The organism is Epilithonimonas arachidiradicis (assembly GCF_003610695.1).
In the GTDB taxonomy this organism is placed as follows: Bacteria; Bacteroidota; Bacteroidia; order Flavobacteriales; family Weeksellaceae; genus Epilithonimonas; species Epilithonimonas arachidiradicis.
This window is the reverse complement of record NZ_RAQH01000011.1, coordinates 113,430-136,710: the sequence shown is the minus strand read 5'-3', so window position 1 is coordinate 136,710 and position 23,281 is coordinate 113,430. Positions and strand designations below refer to the sequence as shown.

General features: G+C 35.7%; 11 protein-coding genes and 1 tRNA gene. 11 read left to right on the top strand and 1 reads right to left on the bottom strand.

What is annotated here, in order from left to right; all coding sequences use genetic code 11:
- The 9 genes from BXY58_RS15790 (at position 1) to BXY58_RS15750 (ending at position 21,168) form a co-directional block, all read left to right on the top strand.
- A complete protein-coding gene (locus tag BXY58_RS15790) occupies positions 1-171 on the top strand; it encodes a hypothetical protein (RefSeq protein ID WP_120214835.1) in 171 nt (56 codons plus the stop codon).
- A complete protein-coding gene (locus tag BXY58_RS15785; protein WP_147366862.1) occupies positions 165-455 on the top strand; it encodes a hypothetical protein in 291 nt (96 codons plus the stop codon). Before BXY58_RS15790 ends, BXY58_RS15785 begins: the two co-directional genes overlap by 7 nt.
- A gap of 59 nt (positions 456-514) precedes the next feature.
- Positions 515-1,480 (top strand): hypothetical protein, encoded by a 966-nt coding sequence (locus BXY58_RS15780; RefSeq protein ID WP_120214833.1) that lies wholly within the window; start codon positions 515-517, stop codon positions 1,478-1,480.
- Positions 1,481-1,654: 174 nt separating this feature from the next.
- On the top strand, positions 1,655-8,257 hold the full coding sequence (locus BXY58_RS15775) for a DUF6603 domain-containing protein (RefSeq protein WP_147366861.1): 6,603 nt from the start codon (positions 1,655-1,657) through the stop codon (positions 8,255-8,257).
- Between the two features lie 11 nt (positions 8,258-8,268).
- Positions 8,269-16,311, top strand: a complete 8,043-nt coding sequence (locus BXY58_RS15770; RefSeq protein WP_120214831.1) for a hypothetical protein — start codon at positions 8,269-8,271, stop codon at positions 16,309-16,311.
- A gap of 13 nt (positions 16,312-16,324) precedes the next feature.
- Positions 16,325-17,356: a hypothetical protein gene (locus tag BXY58_RS15765; protein ID WP_120214830.1), complete on the top strand. Its 1,032-nt coding sequence runs from the start codon at positions 16,325-16,327 to the stop codon at positions 17,354-17,356.
- An 89-nt stretch (positions 17,357-17,445) separates the two neighbouring features.
- The gene (locus BXY58_RS15760) at positions 17,446-19,206 is read left to right on the top strand and encodes a patatin-like phospholipase family protein (RefSeq protein ID WP_120214829.1); all 1,761 of its coding nucleotides are present in this window, start codon (positions 17,446-17,448) and stop codon (positions 19,204-19,206) included.
- Positions 19,207-19,213: 7 nt separating this feature from the next.
- Complete coding sequence (locus BXY58_RS15755; RefSeq protein WP_120214828.1) at positions 19,214-20,203, top strand: SH3 domain-containing protein; 990 nt, start codon at positions 19,214-19,216, stop codon at positions 20,201-20,203.
- Between the two features lie 89 nt (positions 20,204-20,292).
- Entirely contained in the window at positions 20,293-21,168 is an 876-nt protein-coding gene (locus BXY58_RS15750; protein ID WP_120214827.1) for a hypothetical protein, read from the top strand.
- Between the two features lie 58 nt (positions 21,169-21,226).
- Here the strand turns inward: BXY58_RS15750 and BXY58_RS15745 are convergent.
- Positions 21,227-21,300 (bottom strand) — tRNA-Arg (locus tag BXY58_RS15745).
- Between the two features lie 47 nt (positions 21,301-21,347).
- Here BXY58_RS15745 and BXY58_RS15740 point away from each other — a divergent pair.
- Positions 21,348-22,400 (top strand): ABC transporter substrate-binding protein, encoded by a 1,053-nt coding sequence (locus BXY58_RS15740; RefSeq protein WP_120214826.1) that lies wholly within the window; start codon positions 21,348-21,350, stop codon positions 22,398-22,400.
- Positions 22,400-23,215, top strand: coding sequence for a CPBP family intramembrane glutamic endopeptidase (locus BXY58_RS15735; protein ID WP_170144257.1), 816 nt, complete (start codon positions 22,400-22,402; stop codon positions 23,213-23,215). Before BXY58_RS15740 ends, BXY58_RS15735 begins: the two co-directional genes overlap by 1 nt.
- Positions 23,216-23,281: the final 66 nt, after the last annotated feature.

The following is a 23,281-nucleotide window of genomic DNA, read 5'->3' as shown; positions in this document are numbered from 1 at the left end:
ATGGGTTTATATCATTCTTTTGATAATGATGGTGAATATACTTTTGAATATCAAAAAACCAATAACATAATGGATTATTCATTCGATAGTGATAGAAAACTATTGTGGTATTGGCAAGATTCGAAGGTTAAGAAAACTACAAATAACAATAAACTATTAGAAGAATGGTAGTATTAAGATATTTTTTATTCACCTTATTATTTTCTATTTCATCATTTATAACAGGTCAAAATCGTAAAAATGATACTTTGGCTTTGGAAGTTTCATTAAAGAAAGATTTTACAGTTAAAGAGGCAAAGTTTGAAAGTGAAAATATCAAATCTTTAATCAGTAGAAAAAAAATTACCCTTGAAAAAAGATATACAACCAATGATAATAGTCCTTTTTATTCTGTATCGATTGATGCTGAACCGCGAGTTTGGGAGATTGATTTAGATCCGAATACGGGAATATAATTAAACTGAAATTTTGGGGACTTTTAAAAGATTAAGAAAAAATACTAATCAATAGAAGTATGATTAATTCATTTAAAATATTAGTGTTAATTTTTATGCCTATTTTATTTCTTACTCAGGATAAGGACGTAATTACTAGTGATATAAATAGTTATTGTGATGATCTAAGAAGCATTAAGACTAAATATTATGATCTTATTACTTCCAACAAATATATAATCTATGACAAAAATAAGGATGGGAAGAAATCATATTATTCAAAAACCAAATATGATTCTTTGTTGCGAACAGGAATCTCCGATTCAATTGTATTAGACAAAAGTTTATTAAAGCTATTTACAAGCAAAGATGAATACTATGTCTTGGAAACAAGCTCCGATTCGAAGTTCTATAAATATCTAAATGGAAAATTACAATCTATAGAAGTCCTAGAGTCATATCCAGAATATGAAATGTATGATAAAAAAGATTTTGTAAACAAAGTAAATTATCAGGCGTGTAATAATAATCTTAAAAAATGCACTGATAAGTATAAATATATTAAATATTCGAATGTTAGTTCAAATAATGAATTTGGAGATATACTTTATTCATTGTCAATAGATAGTAATGATGTTGCTAAAGAGCAGTTCTATGATAAAGACTTTCCTATTCATGAGAAAAATATATATAAAATTTTTCTGAAAAACTTTAATGAGCAAGGAATTTTACTGATGAAGGATAAACCGTATAATAGGGATGGTAAAATTGATAGAAACTTTGGTAATGATGATCTTAAATTTGTGAAAGAAGTATTCAAACAATTAATTAGTGAGCGTGAAAAAACAGAATCTGGATTTTATAGCAAAGATGATCATTCTTATTTGGTAGCGAGAGCTGCAACTTCGATCTCTAAGCAATACGATGATAAAAATATAGCTTATTATAGAATGATTATGAATACTGGCGGAAGCAGATGGGAATTTAGGATTAATCCAATAAAGGGTAATATAGAAAATGTAGAGTATTATTCAGTAAGTGAGTAATCAATTACAAGCATATCCCTATTAGTTAAAAATCAGGTAGAAATACGTATTGTTTCTATAATGTTTAAATCAGAAATTTGGAAAAGACACATATTAAAGAAATGCAGTTATAGAAAAGTAAAATAAGTGTAATAACTATTTTATTTAATATAACATCAAAACTAATTCACTATTATGCCAAATCAACAGTTACCATATTATCCAAGTCTATCGAATCTGATAACTTTGGATAGCATCCCTTCTTCCCTGGATTTTGTGAAGAATATTGCTAGCGAGATGTTCAGCAAGATTTACTATAAAAACTATCAAGCGAGTGTTAGTCCTTCGGGAGAAAGTGCCTTTTACAGTTTAGCTATAGTTTCTAAAACCAGAATTGATTTTAATTTGGTATTCGGGATGAAGTTTGTACTGAACAGAGATTTTGCTAGTATTTCATCTTTTCCTGTGACAGTTCAATATAACTGGCCGATATTAGCCTATTTAAAACAATTTGACCTAGAGAACTTTTCTTTTACACCAGAGGATATTTTCGATATTGCTTTAGTATGTCTCAATATTTCTGAACAAAGAGTTATCAATGAGGCTATTAATGTTTTTGTTAACTCAACTGGTGATCCGATCAGACAATTTGTAGATGATGTCAATAGAGAATTAGGTGATGATTTAAGTGCTCCAATACCGTATCCTATTTCTAATGATAGAATAAGTGAATTGGTTTCAAGTATTAATACAGCATATGGAAAAGGTTCTGCATTTGCTGTATTTGGGTCTTACATTTTAAGCAAAGCTGATCTTTCTGAAACAAAAAATAATTTAAAACGTTTTTTTAAGAATATACTTCCAGAAGATATAAACGACTATATTCTTCGTATCATCAAACCTTATGCTTTAATTACCCTTGAAAGTACAGCTTCAATAGAATTTCCAAGAAATATCTTAAAGCCATGGTTTGTTGATGGTGATGGAGTCCTTATTGAAGATCCGGATAAGGATAAAAAAACCTTTTTTGAATTTGCAAAAGGTTTATTGTATGCAGATACTGATGCTGGGATGGGTTACAATGTGGAATTAGCAGGAACTTTAGATCCAAAGTATTCTGAAATAGGAAATACTGGGCTGTTAATTCAGATAGAGAGGCTAAAACTGGATTTAAGCAAAACTAAAAATATTCCCGAAGCAGATGCTTACGGTTATCCCAATGATTTTATTGGCGTATATGCTGATGCGTTATCAATAACTTTGCCTCCAAAATGGTTTAGTGGTAAAAGCACACGCCAGTCAACGCTTCGATTGGGCGGCTACAATATGTTAATTGGCTCAGGAGGACTGAATGGAACATTTGCCTTAGAATCTGTTCCTGTTTCTAATGGATCTGGAGCCGTGACTTCATTCTTTAATAATCATTTTAGTTTCAACTATCCAGTAACAGGTCTCAAAGTTATTGGTGGGGAGGAAATTATCGAAGTAAACATCACCAGTTATGACGATAACAATAATAATAGCTTACTTAGTTATATTAATTCTTTAAAGGATAAAAACCAATATCGTTTTAAGTATCCATTGAGTATAACAAAAAGCAATAATCAGATAGTAATCATTAATTCTCAAGATGAATTTCGTGCATTAATCAACTCCTATATTGGTGATACTGACTATATGTGGTTGAATCTAGGAAAAGAAAAAAATAGTTGGGCTATAGGATTTAAAAAATTTGACATCTCATTTTTCCATGGTCAGGTTACATCCTCACATTTACAAGCAGCTCTACAGGTTCCAAAATTCAAGAAAAGTGGTACATCCCCGGATGATAATACCCCGTTACTCATAGATTTGTATGGAGAATGGGAAAGTAAAAATAATTTCAAACTTTCTGCAAATTTTCCTGCGGATCAAATGTCCATCACACTATTTAATTATGTTACATTAAATCTTCAGACAGCAGAACTGGGCAATGTAGATGGTAACTTTTTTATTGGTGCAGATACCAAACTAAAGTTTCCTGATGATAGTGTGGTTGGTAAAATATTTAAAGGGAAAGAAATCGACTTACCTGCTATCAGAATTTATAGTAACGGACGTTTTGAGATTTCAGGTGGAGTAGGCTATATCCCAGTAAATATCACTTTACCTTTAGGTCCGGTTGAAATGGCGGTAACAGGCATCCATTTAGGATCTGTACAGAAAGAACATGGCCATAAAATACGTAACTATAACTATATTGGATTTGATGGTTCCATTAGTATTGATCCTGGTGGTGTTGAAGTTAAGGGAAATGGTGTAAAATATTATTACACTGTTGATAATGAAGAGAACGGAAATACTGGAGATCACTACATTCATATCACTACTTTAGAAGTAGATCTGGTAATACCAGGTTCAGCTAGTGAAGAGCAAGCTGTAGCAGTAATAAAGGGATCTTTGACATTGCCAGACCCAGGTATTTCTGACGAATTTGCAGGAAGTGTCAGCATAAAAATTCCTCAAGCTAGTATTGCAGGGGCTGCGTCATTAAGGTTGAATCCTAAAAGAAAATCATTTTTAGTCACAGCAGCTGTAGACTTTCCTGGTCCTCTCATTCCATTAGGACCAGTAGGCATTTACGGTTTTGCAGGTTTGATTGGAAAAAAATATGTAGCGGATAAAAAAGCATATTTTGGGGAAGGTGCTGATCAAAAAAGTTGGTATGATTATTATATGGCTCCTGAACGAGGAATTAACGTTCAAAAGTTTGTAGGTCCGCCAAAAACTGATGATTATAAAAACCCATTTTCTATTGGTTTAGGAGCCTCAATAGCAACAATGGATGGAGGTAAAACTTTATCATTGAGAGCAATGATGCTACTGTCAATTCCAAATATGTTTGCTATTGATGCCGGATTAGCTATTTTGACTGAGCGTCTTGGATTAGCAGACAGTAGAACAGCTCCTTTTTACGCATTTATTATTATAGGAGATAATTCATTAGAATTCGGAGCAGGGGCTAATTATCAGCTCAATAGTTCCAAAGGTTCATTCATTGAGATTAAAGCAGAAATCCAGGCAGGTTTCTTCTTTAAAAACCAAAAGCCTTGGTACGTCAACTTTGGAACTAAACAGAAACCGATTACAGCTACCATTTTTAAAGATATTCTCAATATCCGTGCTGAATCTTACCTGATGCTGTCTGCTGCCGGGATAGAAGCTGGGGCAAGAGTAGGCTTTGATTTTGATTTATATATTGCAAGAGCCTGGGTAATTGTAGAAGTTGGTGCACAAGTAAGTTTTGAAAGACCCCAAGTTGGTGGTTATATGTATATTGAAGGTGGGGCCAAAATCAGTATCTTCAGAGCTATTGAAATCAGCATAGCAGTCAGTATTTTCTTCAGTGTAGAACTCGTTAAACCATTCTTAATTTTTGCTCAATTACGAGTTCAGTTCAGGATAAAACTTTTCATCATAAAAATTAAGTTTAATGTATTGCTAACCTTTAAATGGGAGAAAAGCAAAAAGGTGGAGTATGATCCTATTGCTCCGCTTACATATGCAGATTCTGATGATGTAGATTATCCTAAAAAAGCTAATACCGAAGATTATGTTAAAGGTATCCACATGCTTACTGGTGAAGTCTTTAAATTGGATTATATGAGAACAGATTCGGTTGAAAATTTAAGTATTGAACCATCATACCCCGATCCTTCTGGTGATTTTACTACCATACTTCCAATGGATACTTTTATCGATATCAAATTTGAAAAAGGAGTTATACCTTCTAATTTAGTAGATGGTCTTATAGGCAGTAATTCAGGCCATGGTACTGGATTCACAGATGTTATTCCGCCAAGGGGAACTGTCAACGGTGGACTAAATTTGAGACAGGTTAAACATAAATACTTCATCGATTCTATAAGCATTATGATGGCTCATTATAATGCAAGATTAAATAGATGGTCTTGGGAAGATTATCATCCTTATGAAGCATTATTTAACTCTGATGAGGATCCTAGTGTAAAAACTTTAAAAAAAGGTCACTGGCAGAGGAATGGTGAAAGATATGACACGATTAGGTTGCTTGCAACAACACCATTTTCTTATATGGATGGAGGAGAACCTGGTTGGGTTATTCCAGAACAATATGGTATAACGCCTTCTTCGTTGTTCTGTGTTGGTTCACAGCTCAAATGGAATTATTCTAATTTTATAAATATCGCTTTGGGGACTGAGTATCAGCCTCCTTATGGATTTGATGCTTATAAAATTTGTGGTCTATATTACAATATTGAGGGAACTTATTCACAAATTATTGAAACAGACGAAGATGGAAATAGTATCCAGATTATTTCCGATTCCAAGATGGTCATTGCTAATTCTACTAACCCATTTGATTTTGAAAAGTCTTTAGAATTTAGCAACGGAGATAATCTCATCGTAACTTTTCCTGAACCAATGTCATATGGTTATATGAGAATGTCAAGTTATGCACCTTCAGTGACTATTGAGTACTACGAAAAGTTACTCGATAGTAATAATAAGCCATATTACAATTTCTTATATGAACGACCTTATACAAAAGATGAAATAGGGGTGGTAATGGATATAGGATATCTTGATGGTAATGAAGAACCAATCAGACCTGTTTCTAGAATGATTATAAAGCCTGAAGCTAATGCTAAAGATGATATAGAAAAAATTAATCAGGAAATTGCTGCCATTTGGGCTGGAGCGGAAGCTAGAGCCACTGAGACAGGCACTATAAGATTAACCCGCCTAGAGGCACAACGTCTGAGCATTTTGGAGCAGCAGCTGTCAATTCTTAAGCAGCAAGCTTGTTCTGAAGTGGGATGCCAAGGTGGTTATTTCCAAATAGCTGATAATGTTTATGTCGAGAATGCTCCTCTTGAGTTGGTTTATTTTGTCAATGATCAGGTAACTTTAGGCGAAACCCTTATTTCTTTAGGATATAAAAAACTATTAAATATTGATTTTAGTAAATACAGTATAGTAATTTTATGCTTAACTGAACATGTTGCAGATTATGGGTTAGTCACTAATGCTGTGACTAAAGTGACCAATAAAGAAGATAGTTTATGTTTTCAGATAGTAGAAGAAAGTGTAGAACCTGATGGTACTCAGTATCCAGAAGAACCATCTGATCCAATGCGCCAATTGCCTTACATTCTTTATAAATACTCAATCATAAAAATTGATAAAACCCCTGCTAAGAGTATTACTTTAGATTACAATTGCGGATGTTCAGATAATGATAATTCAAGTAATGTTATAACCGTTTGTAAAACGTCTATTCAGGAAATACAATGGAGGTCAATGGTAGATTATGAATATGAACAATCGTTCCCAGGTCAAGATGTGGTTACAGAAAGCGCAGAGCAAACCTCTGCTGCATTTCAAAAAACTATTCAACCGATATGGAGACCAAATACCAAATATCTTCTCCACTTCAGATTGAGGGATGATGTTGAGGGGCAAAATGGCAATATTAAGTCTACGGCTTTTGATTATTTTTACGGTTTTAAAACAAAGGGGCCTGTAGGACATTTTCACAGACAAAATTTGGATTATCTTAAATATAAAGAGAATGGCGTTGATAAGTACTATAAAGAAGATGAGAAGCCGCTCACTTCCTTGCGCACATATTTAGATTACAAACGTTCTTATCCAAATCCTGACGGAAACCTTCTTGGGTCTAAGCCATTATTCTATGGCAATGACGAATGCAAGATTAATTTGTTTTTTGAAAAACCATATCTTCATCATATGTTCAATAAATGGAAAACATACAATGGAGCTAGGGAAGTCCCAATGGATATGCCGATTGTTATAAAAGACCCTGTCTCAGAAGCTATAGTACCTTATCCTTTACCTATTGATTGGAATGAAGAAGATGTACCGGGAGTTAAATACTCTTGGGATGAAGATTCTCCTGTCAATCTTCCGGCGAGTATCAAAACCTACATTGATTTTTGGACAAAGGCAGCTGCATATCCGCCAGGGATGTCTTGTACTTTTTCAGCCGGAGATATAATAGCGCCAACCTCAAAAATGAGAACTGCAGTTTTAACTGATTTAAAACCGCAGAAATTATATACTGCACAAGTATATAGCGCTTACGATGCTAATGAAGATGGGGATATAATGGACGAAGTTGATGGTGAAGGTAACATTATATATGCTGAAAAACAAATGATTCATGAATTCGGATTTGTAACGTCGAGATACAAGAATTTTAACGAACAAGTTTTGAGTTACCAACTTAATGATCTTAATGGTGAGGGATTAATTATAGAAACCAAACAAGCAGTTTATGATGTACAGATGGATCTGTCTTCAGATCAAATAGATAAGCTTCATGCATTAACTTCTGTAAGCGCAACTTCAGATTCAGAGGTAATCGTTAACGGATTTGATCAGGCAGTGGAAACTATTCTTAATGTGAAACCATTAACCCCACCAGTAAATACTGACTTTATTAAAATTATCAATAGTAATACCAACGATGTGGTCGCCATAATTGTCCGTAACCCAGAGCCATTTAATGATCCTAGAATACCTATAGATGAAATTGAAGATACATTAAAAGTCATTGGAAGAGGGAATATATCGTCGCAGTTTAAAACACTATTTAGCAAAGATTATTCTCAGGTTATTTTGATGCATCAAAGCAAAAAAATAGTTTTCAATAGTATAACCTTACAATTTAGTTATAAAACCTGGGATGGAAATGAAAGGAGGTATATAGTAAAGGATACTTTAAATACAGAATCTATAATAATTACTAAATAGAATTTACAACAATGTCATTTATAAAAAGAATTCATAATTTATATGTTCGAAATTGTGCTACTGTAAAAGTTGGTGATTATATATTTTCAGCAATATCAGATGGATATAAGATTCTTTTAACAAAAATTCATATTGATGGAGAATTAATCTGGCAAAAACAAATTTCTGACTCTGCAAATTCTGGTTATAAATCAGTCGATTTGTTATCATTCGCAAATGGAGATATCTTGCTTGTTGCTAGGCGATATGATAATTATTATACGGGTTTAATAGCAAAAATCGACACTAATGCAACTGTTTTATTCGAAAAATCCTGTTATTTTAATAAATCAGGTAACCAGTATTATAGTATCCCTTTAGCAGCTTGTATTCTTCCTGATAATAAATTTTGTGTTACTTTCTCAAATAATACAATTTGTATTTTTGATAGTAATGGAAATATTGAAAAAGCGAAAATAATTAGTGATGGTGGTTGGTATGCTTTTAATGATATTTATTCTGTTGTTTTTTTGAATTCAAAAATTATAATTGCAGGAAGCTTTATTGAACACGTGAAAAATTCTTCGTCTTCATTTGGTAGTACAATTATAATTGAACTCGATTTGAATTTAAATTTTTATCGATGGTTTATTCTTAATAGCAATGATATAAATTACAGATCTCCCAGTAATGTTAGGTTACAGCTATCAAATGATAATAAATTAATAATTAGTGGTAATCAGACCTCTATGTCATCTAACGTTACTTCTAATAATGCTTTTATATCTCAACCAATAACTTTAGGTCAGAATAGTAATATTCAAACTTTGTTTGGTTCGCAGACATATGAAGAATTTACGACCTTTTCATATAACTTCGGGTCTTATTATTGTTCTATAAGTAAACAGACAAAAACAGATGAAAGCCAAATCTTAAAATATAATAGCTCTTTAAACTTAATATGGAGAAAAAGATATGTAGACAAAAGTCATTTGGGAATGGTTTTGGTGTCCAATCGTAACTTCATAGGGTTTCATAGTTCTCAGTCCAAATTTTATGCTTCATCATTTGGTATATTAGAATCAGAATTTATTTCTTGTAAAACCTTCAGTAGTAACTCTGCTGTAAATGTTAATAAAAAAACTCTTAATTTATTATTGAGATCTAATAGTCTTAACACTTACAATTTCACTGAACTTACGGTTAATAATCATCACGGTCTACTTGTTCTGTCTGATCCGGGTTATTTCAATTATGATGTTTGTGATGTAAATTTGATAATATCTGCGACGGTTCCGCCTTTTGAGATTGTTGTCAATGAAACAATTGATAAGCTAGATGTCGGAAGTATAATGATTTATAATTCAGGAATTTCACATGTGACTATTTTGGAAGGTACTGAAGTTATAAATTCAGCAACTGGGGGTATTTTTTTTGTTGTCAAGGAAAATACATTCATTGGCTCACGTCAGACTGTAGCTGTTAAAATTGTTGCAAGTGGAAAACCCACACAGATTAATACCTTTTCTCCGATAATTAACATTTCTGGTCCTGAAGTCGAAAATCCAAATAATACTTTTAAGATTTTTTTTACTGTGAGGGATGAGTATGTTAATGCTCAAATTAAAAATATAGATTTATTAGATGAGAAAACCTATTTTAAAGGAATCGCAATGGATCCTGTGGTTCAAAAGTATGGTTATATTACGGTTGTAAATAATAGTAAGTATAAGGTTTTGGAAATTCCTACTACCTCTATTGAGTTAGGTAGGACGCAGAGCAATAACTTTGTTTTTACTACTTCGAATCAGGAGTTGATAAGAATTCCACCTCAGGGGGGGGAAGGTAATATACCTGTGAATGTGACAATTTCCACAACTGAGCATAAACCTGAAGTTACAGGTATGTGGCAAACTGGAGGTATAAATCTTAGTAGTTTACATGTTAGTGATGCTGGTTATAAAATAACAGTTCATGTTAAGTTGGAGGACTATAATGCCAGGATAGTGGGGAGTGATCTTCCGGTATTAAATTTTTATAGTGGCAAGCATTATGTTTTTAACAATTACTCTTATGGCAGTTTTACGATTCAGAATGATACAAAAACGCGATCTATAGAGATAGGAGAGGGATATGTTTTATTTTCCGCTGCCGGATTTACATTCAGTGTATTCAATAATGGTTTAGGAAAGATAGTAATAGGACCTGAGCAAAGCAGGACAATCAATATTGTTCTCAATGCAGATATTACCCCGACATTTTTGCAAAGCTATTCCTGTTTGATAGATATCAATAATGTATCCAATCTGGGTCATGTTATTCGTTTTAATGTTATAGAAGAGCCTTTAGATGTACGTATCACAAGAGTTGAGTTATATCCTGATTCGCTGACTTTCACACAGGGAGAAGTTATTTTTCCGGAGACTGCGAGTACTGTTGGGGTTATTTATGTCAGAAACTACACGGAGACTCGGGGGGTAGTTATTGAAGATGGGATGAGTCTTATTCCGGATAATCCTGGCGACCCTTATAATGGTGTTTCTTTTTCAACGAGAGGCAGGGTTTCTATTGAACCTTCACCGGCAGGCAGTGCAGTTAAGGAGTATGCAGTTTATATCAAGGGCTATTCCACAGGCGGTGCATTGAATATAGGAAACGGATTTAATTTTGAGATTGATATGCTTCCTGTGGCTTCTAATCCTGATCATTATTCGATATCGTTTAATGTAGCAGCAGATATTTTGGAGTTGGAAGTAGTCAATGCAATATTCAGTTTTCCTGAATTGAAAAAAGGTGTTTCCGTATCCCAACAGACAGAGGTAGGGCATATCTGGATAGAAAATAAAAGCAAAGCTACCCCTACTTCGATAGGAGCTAATACAAAGATTCATTCTGCAGATAATATATTAGGTCTGAGGTTAGCAATTAATACAGTTACTCCGATTGCGGCAGGAGAAACGAAGAAAATAGATATTTACCTGAATCCTTCTGTTGTTACTCCGACCGGTTTTGGAAGACAGGAGGTTCCTATCCGGATCGAAGGCGTTAAGAATATCTATCCCTATATGATCCATTTTGATGTTTTGAATAATGGGGTACCTATAGATACCGATGAAGGTTATTCATTACAGTCTCCTAATTTTACTTTACAGGCAGTAGGGTCGAGTGGTTCAGACAGTCCGAAGAGCATTCAGCTACGTTGGTTATTTTCGGGAGATCTTGGGAGGCTGCATATTCCTAAAGGTGATTATTTTGATGAGAATCAAATGATAACGGATGGAGATCATTATAATAAACATCAGGACTACGTAAAGCTATACAGGGTTCCTTATACATCTGAAGTCGTATCCAAATGCCGTCTTAATTTATTGGAGACGCCTTTTATTGCGGATGATGATAACCAGCGTTGGCTTTACAGGATATCAGGAAGTATGAGTTCCGACACAGGCAGCTCTTCTAAAGTTGAGATAGATAAACGGGTTATGTATGTTTATTTCCGAAACAAGACCCGTTACAATGAAGTTCGTGCCAGGTTTGATCCACGAACTGAGACTCAGAACTTTATAGATTCTTATGGCGAAAACATCATAGAAATAGAATGTAAGGAAGAATTGTTTTTTAAAGTTACCCCGGTTGTAGGCTCCAAGCAGCGCGGTACTTTATCCCTTGAAGTTTTATCTGTAGAGGAGAACAAACTGGTTATCTCCAAATACCTTTCTTTCCGCCGTAAGATGACGCAGGTTGAGCTTAATTCGACGAATATTTTATCAGAGAATGGTAGAAGTATCCGTTATAAGGCAGTTAATTTCAAAGTATACTCATTTGATTTTGAGTTTTATAGTGACTTCATCGCTTCAGCATCCGCATGGCAGGCTTGGGAATATTACAGTGATTTTGCCCTTACGACAGTGACAACGGACAAATATCTTGATCGTATGCTAGATAATATCCATGGTAAATGGCTTCGTTATAATGATGGTGAGTATGTTAACAAGTTGAATTACTTTGATAAATGGCGTAAACCATCAGGGGATGATAATCCGTTTGATCTACCGATTGTCAGTTTAGTTGAGAATTATCTTAGACTAAGTCAAGATGGTATTAATGTTAGGGCTGAGGAATATATTGATATCAATTTTGCTGTTGAAGAAACCGAAGATGATGATGGAGGTGGGGATGATGAGCCCGGAGAAGAGGAAGGTACTTTGGTATCCTATCTAGACTTGCTGAATGCATCTTCTTTGGATTATCATCTTGCACGTTTATTAGGATTGGGAGCTATGGATATCGATCCTGCTTCCGGAGCAGAATATATTTACTTAACAGAATACAGAACCTTCAGGGATCCGAACAATGTTAAGGAAGCTAAAGATTGCCAGCTGATCTCGATGTCTTTACCGACATCGACCAATACAGAGCGTCTTCCTTTACCGATTGAGATTTATGAGCTTTATAAAGGGGTGCCACGTTCCCAGAATGAGGATATACCGATACTATATGACGAAGAAGGTTATTCGTTAGACGGTAAGAGCCGTTTTATCAGTATCATCAATAAGCCGGTTCCTTCCGCAGAGGTTAACCCATCCTTTTTTCCGAATGAAGTTTATTGGAATGCTTCACTTTATACGCTTCCTGTTTATGCAGGTTTGGAGCATAAGATTGTTGCCAGGGGAGGGATAATTCCACGAAGCTGGAAGAAGCCAGAGCTGTCGCATTCAGATCAATATTATAATGTTAACTCGCGATTAGAGCAGGGCAGCTTTGAGACGGCAGCTATTATGCTTCCTGAAAACTTTGGGGATCCTTTATATGTGCACAGGCATACTGAAAGCGGGACTTATATTTATTCTACTTATGGTATTAATATATTCTCGCGTGCTGCATCCAGCCAAAGCAGTTTGAGTATTGTTACGGATATTAAGCCAGCCAATAACTTACTGCCGCCTTCGGATATCAAGGCCTGGCTTATCCAGCCGGAAGAGCCTTTGATGTTCACTTCTGCGTTTGAACAGAATACTTATCAAGATATCTTGGGAGAAGATAAGACTTTGATACGCCTCAACTTTGGATATGATTCAAAACAGGATATGGTAGTTCACTCTATCCCTTTTGATGCGGGGATTAAAGATGAAACCTACGAGAGCGACCCAGCTTATTTTCCGGATGTGTATGATGTGTTTGCAAGTAATATAGAAGTTTATTTCCGTAAGGATACGCCAAGGAAAATTACGGCAAGCTTATTTAATATATTGCCGGATTATGACAGGTTGTGCTCTGTTTTTCAGACCAGAAATTATGATTTTAGCAATGGAGATAAGGGTAAATCGGAACTTCCTGACGGAACAGGCTATGAACATTTTACAGGTTCTGTATTTGTTGTGAACCATAAATCCTATGTAATAAAATCAGTAAGACAAGGTTTGGGTTACACAGGTTTAGAGTTTACGGTATACAAGGAAGAAGTGAGCAATACGATTCTTTCGGGAGGTTCTATCTCCGTGCAATTCAATTCTTTGACGCTACCGGAGACTTCAGGGAATGATCTGTTTGTGGTAATGGAGAATATGCAGTCAGTAGACGTGTGGGGTAAGGCTACAAATCCTAACTCACACAGAGTTCCATTAATATTCCCGGGAATCCATCGTGAAGTTATTACCTCTGTATCCGAGAAAGGTCAGGAGCAGCGTTACTTGGAAAAATCGAGAGGTTACTGGGATACTGCTAATATAACACAAGTCTGGAACGGTAGAGTTTTCGAAGGTGTTTACCGGATTACATTTGATAACCTCAAGCTTGAACAGAAGGTTTTAGGCGATGCGACCGGTTTTATGGATATTACAAATGGTATGGTTCGTCTTTTCAGGACAGACAGTTTCACAGGCGAAGACGAACGGCCTAAAAAAACCAGAGATAACTTTAAGGTTATCAAAGCCGAGAACTTTGGTTTCCTAAACCGCAATCCGTTCACTTTGTATATTTATGATGAACTTTATGCGTCAGACGGGGTGTTCCCGGTTAAGGATGGCGGTGAAATTAAGGTTAATTATTACCCATCATACAATCTTTATCTTTACAGTGATGCGTCCAATGATTTAGTTGCAAGCAGTGTTCTTCCGACAGGCGACCAGCATCTGAAATATTCTGTTTTTGGATTGAGAACAGTGGCATCTTCACCGGTTCCCAATTCAGCCCCTTACAGATCGAAGTTTTCTTCTCCGAGTCTGATGTTGGGACAGAAGATTATTGTACCGGGTATTCCTGAACTTCCTGAAGGCAGTCTTTATGCGACCCGTCCTGATTTTTACGGAAGATCGACTTACAGCTTTACAACAAAGTTCAGCCAGAGACCTTTTGGTGTTCAGTTCTGCAGGGCAGACAATAATGCACTGTTGAATGCTTTGTATCAACCTGATACGTTGAAAGAGATTTATGAAAATTTGTCTGTTTATGGTGGTAATAATGAAGAATATCTGACCAACCGATGGAAGAACTTCTTTGATTTTGAATATTATAGAATCCCGAATAATCCAAATGACCCGCTTGAAGATCACGAGCAGTATAAAGAATACCCTGAAATAGTACGCCCTGGCGAGTCAAGATATAGATTACCACTTCCAGATAAAGAAGAATTTTTTAAAGGAATCAATACATTTATCAAAGATTATATAGGAAATGCAGGTTCAGAGTATTTAATAGACGAATCAGACTTTGGATTAGTTAAATTAAATCATATTGTTCTGCCGCCTATAGCTGGTCTTAATACGGAGACCAAGTATCTCATTGACTTCATTCAGGAAGTTTTTGATCAGGTTTTTGTGCCGTTGACCGAGGTTCCAGTTCTTTATCAGCATATCAAGCGGTACCACCATAAGATAGCCCCTTATGTTCAGCCTTTGGATAAGAAGCAGAATATCCGTGATGGTTCAGGCTATCTTTTAAAAGCACCATCAGATCCTAATCTGGATCAGGAGTTTGATATGGCTCCTATGATGACGATTTTAAATGAAAGCGACAATCTTGTATTATTTACAGATTTTACACTGAACGGAACGACCGATAATGTTTACTTTTATGCCTCACGTGAGGTAGGCTCTCAGATGACTGTAAGTGACTTAAGTCCCGTTCTTGGTCCTGTTAAGCTGGTTGGCACTAATGCTCCTGAAGCTCCTAAAATCTTAAGCGGTCTTCCTGTTCTGGAGAACAGATTACTTGATATCACGGCAAAGATTCAGATTGATGTCCATGCCTATCCTTCTTTTGCGGGAATTAAAAGATTGAATCTTTACAGGTCTGTCAGCAGGCTGGATGCAGAATCAGTGCTGTCGATGACCTTGGTAAAGCAGGTTGATGTGTCAGAATTTGAGATGACAGATGGTACGGTCTGGACACTGTATGACGAGTTATTCGATTTTGAACAGATCCCTTATGGAGATACTTTGTATTACCGGGTTACAGCCGATAAGCAGGTTGAATATGCAGAATATAAGAATGGAGAGAATACAGTAGTGATCGATTACGTATCCTCACAATCATCAAAGCTTCTGGCATTGATGCTTGTGGAGACACAGAATCCTGTATCACCTATTTTAAAAGGTACCGGTACACGGCCTGATAATGATGCCGATTCTGTAAGCAATGTTGTTTTTGAATGGGATGTTACATGTTACAGAGGAATTTATCATCTGTACAGTATGTCAGGACAAGGCAACTGGAAAGAGATTGCACGTTTGGTTACAAACCAGACTCAAGATAAAGTCCAGCTTCAGGTTTACAATCCTGAGGCAGAGGAAAATCTGTGGGAGAACAAAGCGGTCTTGGATATTATCGATTCGAAAATAACTCTGGCAACAGATCTTTTGGGTGCTGATTATACAGAATATCCACTGTTTGATTCTGCCAACAACAGGAAATATTATCACTTCAAGGTATTAGCAGAGAATACGTCTTCAATGTTCAGTAAAGAAGAGAACATTCTTACATTGTTTACAGACGATATCTGGAATACCCTTACAGGAATCTCCTCAGACGGAGAGACTAACGGCATGATCATCGGCAAAACATTTATAATCAAGTAAAACACCACATCATATGGAAATCAACGATAGAAATCAATTAAAAGAATATTTTAAAACCAATAAGCGTCCAACCGAATCAAATTTTGGAGACCTTATCGACAGCGTAGCATTAAAGTCTGAGGCAGCACCTATAGAAAACAAACCCTATAAAGTGTTTTCTGCAATGCTAAGTGTAGAGAATAACAGCCTAGATCCTTTTAATCCTAATTATATAATTACTCATACGCTATTGGAGGAAAATACCATCGGGGAACTGAATTTTGAGTTCGGAAGAGGGAATGAGATTATCATATCAGACCTCTCAGGTGAAAATAGGTTGACCTTCGAGAGAAGATTAATAATATTAGGAACCATCCGCGAAGACTTCAACTTCAGTTCGATAACCGAGTCCGCAAGAATCTCTGACGATAGTATAAGATTAAAGTTTACCATAAAGGAAGATGATGTGACACTTCCAGACCCAACTGCTAGACCCGAATTTTATAATCTGCCAATTGAAATAAAGGTTTTTGATGAATTTCCTTTCTTGATTGAAACAGATTCAAAATTAGAGAGATACAGGAATTATTTAAAAACATCAGATTTAATAAAAGACCAGAATCTTTTAATACCCCCATATAGATTTGTAAGTCCAGACGGAAGGAGAAATAACGAACATAATGGATCAAATAAAGATGAAGATCTTGAAATTTATAAAAAGATGCCTGATCGATATTTAATCTTACCTGAAATCAATACAGATGGCGACAAAAATCCTCATACTTATAATTTACGAACTAAAGAGTTTGCATGTTACTACACTTATTTAAAAAATTGGGTTAACGACATTCCTTCTGATAGCTTTCTAAGGAATTCAGTAAAGAAAGCCAGAAAAACAGAAGCAAGTGAATGTATAATAAATTTTGGAAACAATCCCGCTGAAAATAATATTGAAACATTAAAAATAGCTTTATTGTCAGGAAATGATAATGGTATAAAAAGAATCAGCCTGATAGTAAATGATGAGATAACTCATTACACCCGAGAAGAGATTCTTTTGCTGTAAAAAAGACAACCCTCCCAAATGGGAGGGCAATCCTAGACCACAAATGTACATTTATTTTTAAATAAAAAAAATATTTTTAATATTTTTTAATGAAAAATCATTATTCAGACAACAAAATCCATATCGGTTTGGTACTGGCAGGTGCTGTAACTGCCGGTGCTTATACCGCTGGTGTGCTGGATTATCTTTTCAACACATTATTCATTTGGGAAGAACAATACCTCAAAGATTCTGAAAATATACCCCAACCCAATGTAGTTATTGATATTTTCACAGGTGCATCAGCTGGAAGCATTGCTTCTGCAGTATCGCTGATAGGACTGGCTAAGGATTCTCTCAAAGAAGTTAATGACCCTTACTCAGATGAAGCAAGCAACAATCTTCTTTTTGATACTTGGGTTAATTTCGGACTAAATAATGAAGAAGATATCTGCCAACATCTTTTTTCTGCTGAAGATCTGAAAGCCGGTAAATTGGATGCTCTGCTTAATGTTGACTTTATGGATCATCTGATAGATAAAGTTGTCATGAAAACCCGATCCATAGAAGTCAATATTCTTCCCACCTTTATCAATCCTAATTTGGACGTGCTTTTCACACTTAGCAATTTAAAAGGCATTCCTATCGATTTATACTTCGATTCAGACAAAAGAAAGGTAGCGCATACAATGTCCTACCACAAAGCATTTGCTTACTTTCAAAATAATAAACCTGCTTCCGATTTATCCAAGCTTAATCTTGACCTGAGTGATGAGCATTCGGTCAGATTCTTTTTAAAATGTGCCAGAGCCAGCGGCGCTTTTCCTATAGGACTTAAAAGCATTTCCTTCAGTAATATTCCCAAAGACTATATCAGTGCGAATCTTAAACGTATCTTCGGAGATGGTTTTAAATTTATTCCAAGGGTAGAGGATGACTACAGTTTTATAGCTGTAGATGGAGGAATGACCAATAATGAACCTATAGCAGAAGCCCTAAGCGTTATTGGGAAGGAGTTCAACAAAAATTATAAACTAATTATGATTGATCCTTTCCCCAATTACATCCCCGAAAATCCATTTAAGGATAAAGAAGTCAAAGAAGATTTATTTCATATTGTTCCCCAATTGATTTCAACATTAAGACAACAGGCCTCGTTTAAAGAAAAGGATATCAGCGATATGTTCGATGACAATACGGATAAGAATATGATTTGGCCGACACGCTATGATGAAAACAATAAACCTTTAAAAAATACCATTGCCTGTGGTGCATTATCAGGCTTTGCAGGCTTCATCAACAAATCCTTTAGGATTCACGACTATATGCTGGGAAGAAAAAACTGTCAGAGTTTCCTCAGGTATTATTTCCATCTCAATGAAGCGCAGCACCCTTCATCATCAGAGTGGACCACGGAACTGAAAGACCGATATGCCTTTACAGATGCTTCGACCAAAGAAATGATGCTACCGATCATTCCTGATTTTAGGATTGAGTACAAGCAGACTGAAAACAACAGAGCTCGCTTTTATCCTTATATCAACGAAGAAAATACCAAAGGACTGACATTTCCAAACATAGACTACCATAAGGATATCCTCCCATTAGAAAAAAGCCTTAATCAAAGAGTTAAAGCTATTGTCGATATATCCTATGATTACTTAAGAAAAAAAGATGATGAAGCTACGATCCCTATTGTCAAGAAAAGAAACGAACTTGTCTTTATCAAGAATTTTAAAATTAAGATCTGGAAAATTCTGGGTTACACATTTATGAAGACAGTCGGTAACCGCTTTATCGCCAGAACAGTGTCCAATAAGCTGACAAATATTATCATCGAAGAACTATTCAAGTATAAACTGCTAAAATAAAACCATCATGGAAACCAAGTATGGATTTACAAAAATGACCGCCAAAGCATTTGAAACCTATTTTTCAAAACTAAAAATAGCCAGAACGGTATTATCGGTCCAGCAACACCATACTTATATCCCATCTTACATCCATTTCAACGGCAGTAACCACTTTGAACTGCAGAAAAGTATGAAGAATACTCATATCAATGCCAACGGTTGGGCAGATATAGGGCAGCATTTATCCATATTCCCGGATGGCTCAGTGGTCACAGGACGAAGCTTCGAAAAATCTCCTGCGTGCATTTACGGAAACAATGCCAATAGCTTCTGCATTGAAAATGTAGGTAATTTTGATAAGGGGGGTGATCAGATGACCGCCCAGCAGGAAGAAGCTATTATTACAGTAACTGCGGCATTGCTTAAAAAGTTTGGTTTAAGCCCCAACATCAATACCATACTTTACCATAATTGGTTCAACCTTTCAACAGGTGCTAGAAACAACGGCAGCAGCAATAACAAATCATGCCCCGGAACCCAATTCTTTGGTGGTAATAAAATAGAAGACTGCAAGAAGAACTTAATTCCCTTAATCAATCAAGCATTAAAACTAACAGGCATCAATACTTCAGAAGAGGCTTTAAAATATGTATCAGTTACCTCCGATACGCTTAATATCAGAACAGGACCTTCTGCATCACAAGCCAAGGTCAAAGATAGAACCCCGGCCTTGTTTGGCAATGTACTGAGAGTTTATGAAGAAAAAAATGGCTGGTACAAGATTTCATCATCAGCTCAACACTGGGTAGCAGCACGTTATACCACATCAGTACAAAGAGCTTTGGTTAATGCTGATGTTCTCAATGTCAGATCAGGTGCCGGAACAACATTCCCCAAAACAGGAACACTTACCAAAGGGACGGAAGTCTTTATCTACAAACAGGATAAAGGCTGGTCACAGATAAGCATCGATGAAAGATGGGTCAAAGATACATTTCTCACCCTAAATCATTAACTGAACTTCAGTGAAATTTCAGTAACTTACATTTGGAAAAGAAGACAAAATCATTACACTACCTACCCGAAATCCATAAGTATCATTTTATGAAAGACTTTTCACAATTAAATGCCTTGGAAGCTGTCACGCTTTACAAATCCTTGGACCTTAAAACAGAAGCCGAAGAAATTCTTGAGCATAATCAGGCTGCCGATCTGGAGACTGTTGCATGGCCCTGGAACAGAAAACCCAGAGCTTGGGAACACAGTTCTTATGCCTTTGGCTTTATCCCAGCCAACGGAAGTAATGACAATGAACTTAAAATCCATGAGGCTAGAAGCATTACTGCAGACCAGTCCCTCAAAGATGCTAAAATCAATATATCATTAGATTATTTCCGGGCTTATGAATACCCAGGAAGAGGAAAACATCGTGTCCTATTCAAGTTCAATGCTAAGAATTATCTCAAAGATTCTGCTGAACAGGACTTGAGCTTTAATCAGACTTTTGCTATTCAGGAAGGTCAAAATGCTCCTATATCAGGTTATCCTATATTCATCGGCTTAAATACAGGTAAACAGCTGATGCAGTTTGATGTAGAGATTATCAATGTCTCTAATGATAACGATGACCAACTTCTCGATACTATGGAAAAAGGCGTTGTAAAGAATGGCATCACACTTCTAGGTACTCTAAATCCAGTAATCCCCATCTTATCCGAATATGCGACTGGTATTACTAAGCTGATTGCAGGTCGTAATCGAAACAGGGAGATCACTTCACCAAAAATGGGTTTGTACTTTGATGATATTGCTTCCCACCTCAAAATGGCAAGAGGGATTTACATTGCTCTCCAAACCTCAGAACCTGGTGCATTCGACTGGAATCAGTGGCATTACAACAGAAGTTTCGGAACCGTACAGTCTGTCGACGGAACGCATAGAGAATTACCTTATAATTATTTTGCGTTCAGTATAAGCTAATTACATTGTAAATAAAAACGGCACCAATTGTCTTCAATTGGCGCCATTTGGCTATTTGTGACCTCGACAGGATTCAAACCTGTAACCTTCTGAGCCGTAATCAGATGCGCTATTCAGTTGCGCCACGAGGCCTTGTTTAAAGGTTTGCAAATATAGTACTTTTTTACGTTCTTTGGAAGATGAAACGCATTTTTTTACTTTTAATTTTCTTTCTTTTTACAATTTCCTGTAAAAAAGAAATATCGAAATCCGAATCAGGAAATATAACTATCTCGGAAAGAGTTAATTATTCGGATGATTCAAAAAATCTGGTTGTTAATTCAGGGAAATTTAAAAATGTCATTTCAAAAGAAAAATTGCCATTTCAGAAAGCAATGTTGCTTAATTCAAGCCTGATTGGCTACTTTTCGGAACTTAATTTAGAAAATAAAATCACAGGTGTTTCCAGTCCGGAGTATATTTTCTCAGAAAAAATTCATCAATTAATTAATCAAAATCAAATTCTTAATATCGGAAACGAACAAAAGTATGATATTGAAAAAATCCTTTCTAATAAACCAGACGTTATTTTTACCAACTACGTTCCCAATTTCGCCAATACGTACGATATCTTACAGAAAACTGGAATTGAATTGATTTTCTTAGATGAATTCTTAGAGCAAAATCCTTTAGAAAAATCGAAATATCTGTTGTTATTTGGAAAACTATTCGGAGCAGAAGAACAAGCAGAGAAAGCATTCAAAAATATCGAAGACAATTACAAAAAGATTCAAACCCTAGCTTCTAAAACCTCAATCAAACCGAATATTCTTTGCAATGAAATGTACGGAAGTCAATGGTTTTTACCGGGCGGAAATTCCTTTGTCGCAAGATTTATCAGCGATGCTGGCGGAAATTACATCCTGAAAGATAACAAAGAATCTTCTTCCGTTCCGTTGAGCTTCGAGGAAGTTTTCGTTAAGTCAGAGAATGTCAATTATTGGATCAATATCAGTCCGCATCGGAACAAAAAAGAATTACAGACTTTGAATCCCAATTACAGCAAAATGAAAGTCTTCAATTCCGGCAACTTATATATGATAAACAACCGAGAGAAAGATGGTTCGAATGACTATTTCGAATCGGGTGTTGTAAGATGCGATTTGGTTTTGAGAGATTATTTCAAGATATTTCATCCGGAAGATGTAACTTTCAAATCAGAACCTTTAGTTTATATGAAAGAACTCAAATAATGAAAGAACAGAATTACAAAGTCGATTTTTTCGTAGGGATTTTATTGGTTGTCGGGCTGTTTATTGGTCAGTCATTGATGTATGCAATTGGTTTAGGATTGTCTTCATTTTTCGGACAAGACATTAGTGATACTGGGATTTTCAATATTTTGATGTACACGGCATCAATGGTAGTTCCTATTCTCTTTTTCGATTTTTTTATCGTAAGAAAAGATGGCAACAAACTCAATTTCGATTTCTCTACCAAGCCATTTCGCATTTATCTATTGATATTTCCAATGATGTTTGGGATGATGCTGGTTGCAGATTACACCACACAACTCATTCCGACAACAGGCGATTTGCTCGGCGAAATTTACAAAATGTACTCAGAGCAATTTGCAAAATTCGCTAAAGAGCCAATTTCATTATTAATAATGACAGTCATTCTCGCGCCAATTCTGGAAGAAATCCTTTTCCGAGGCATCATTATGAAAGGAATGCTGAATAACAAAGTCAAACCAGTCACGGCAATTATCATTTCGGCGTTCATTTTCGGCGTCGTCCATTTCAATCCTTGGCAGTTTGCAGGCGCCATGCTGCTCGGTTTGGTATTAGGTTTGGTGTACTACAAAACCAAATCGCTGCTGATGCCAATTTTGCTTCACGCATTCAACAATCTGGTGTCGGCAATGATGATGTTATATTCAGATTCAGAAACTTTTTCTGATTTGTTTAAAATTAAACCCGAACTATTATTAGCAGTAGGATTAGCGATTTTTATAATACCATTTTATTTTTTCGCAATCCAAAAGAATATTATTTATAAAGATTAAATTTAGGGCAGCTTAATCCGTCTTCCGCTCCCAATCTTTTTTCCAGACGATTTCACGTTAGATAGA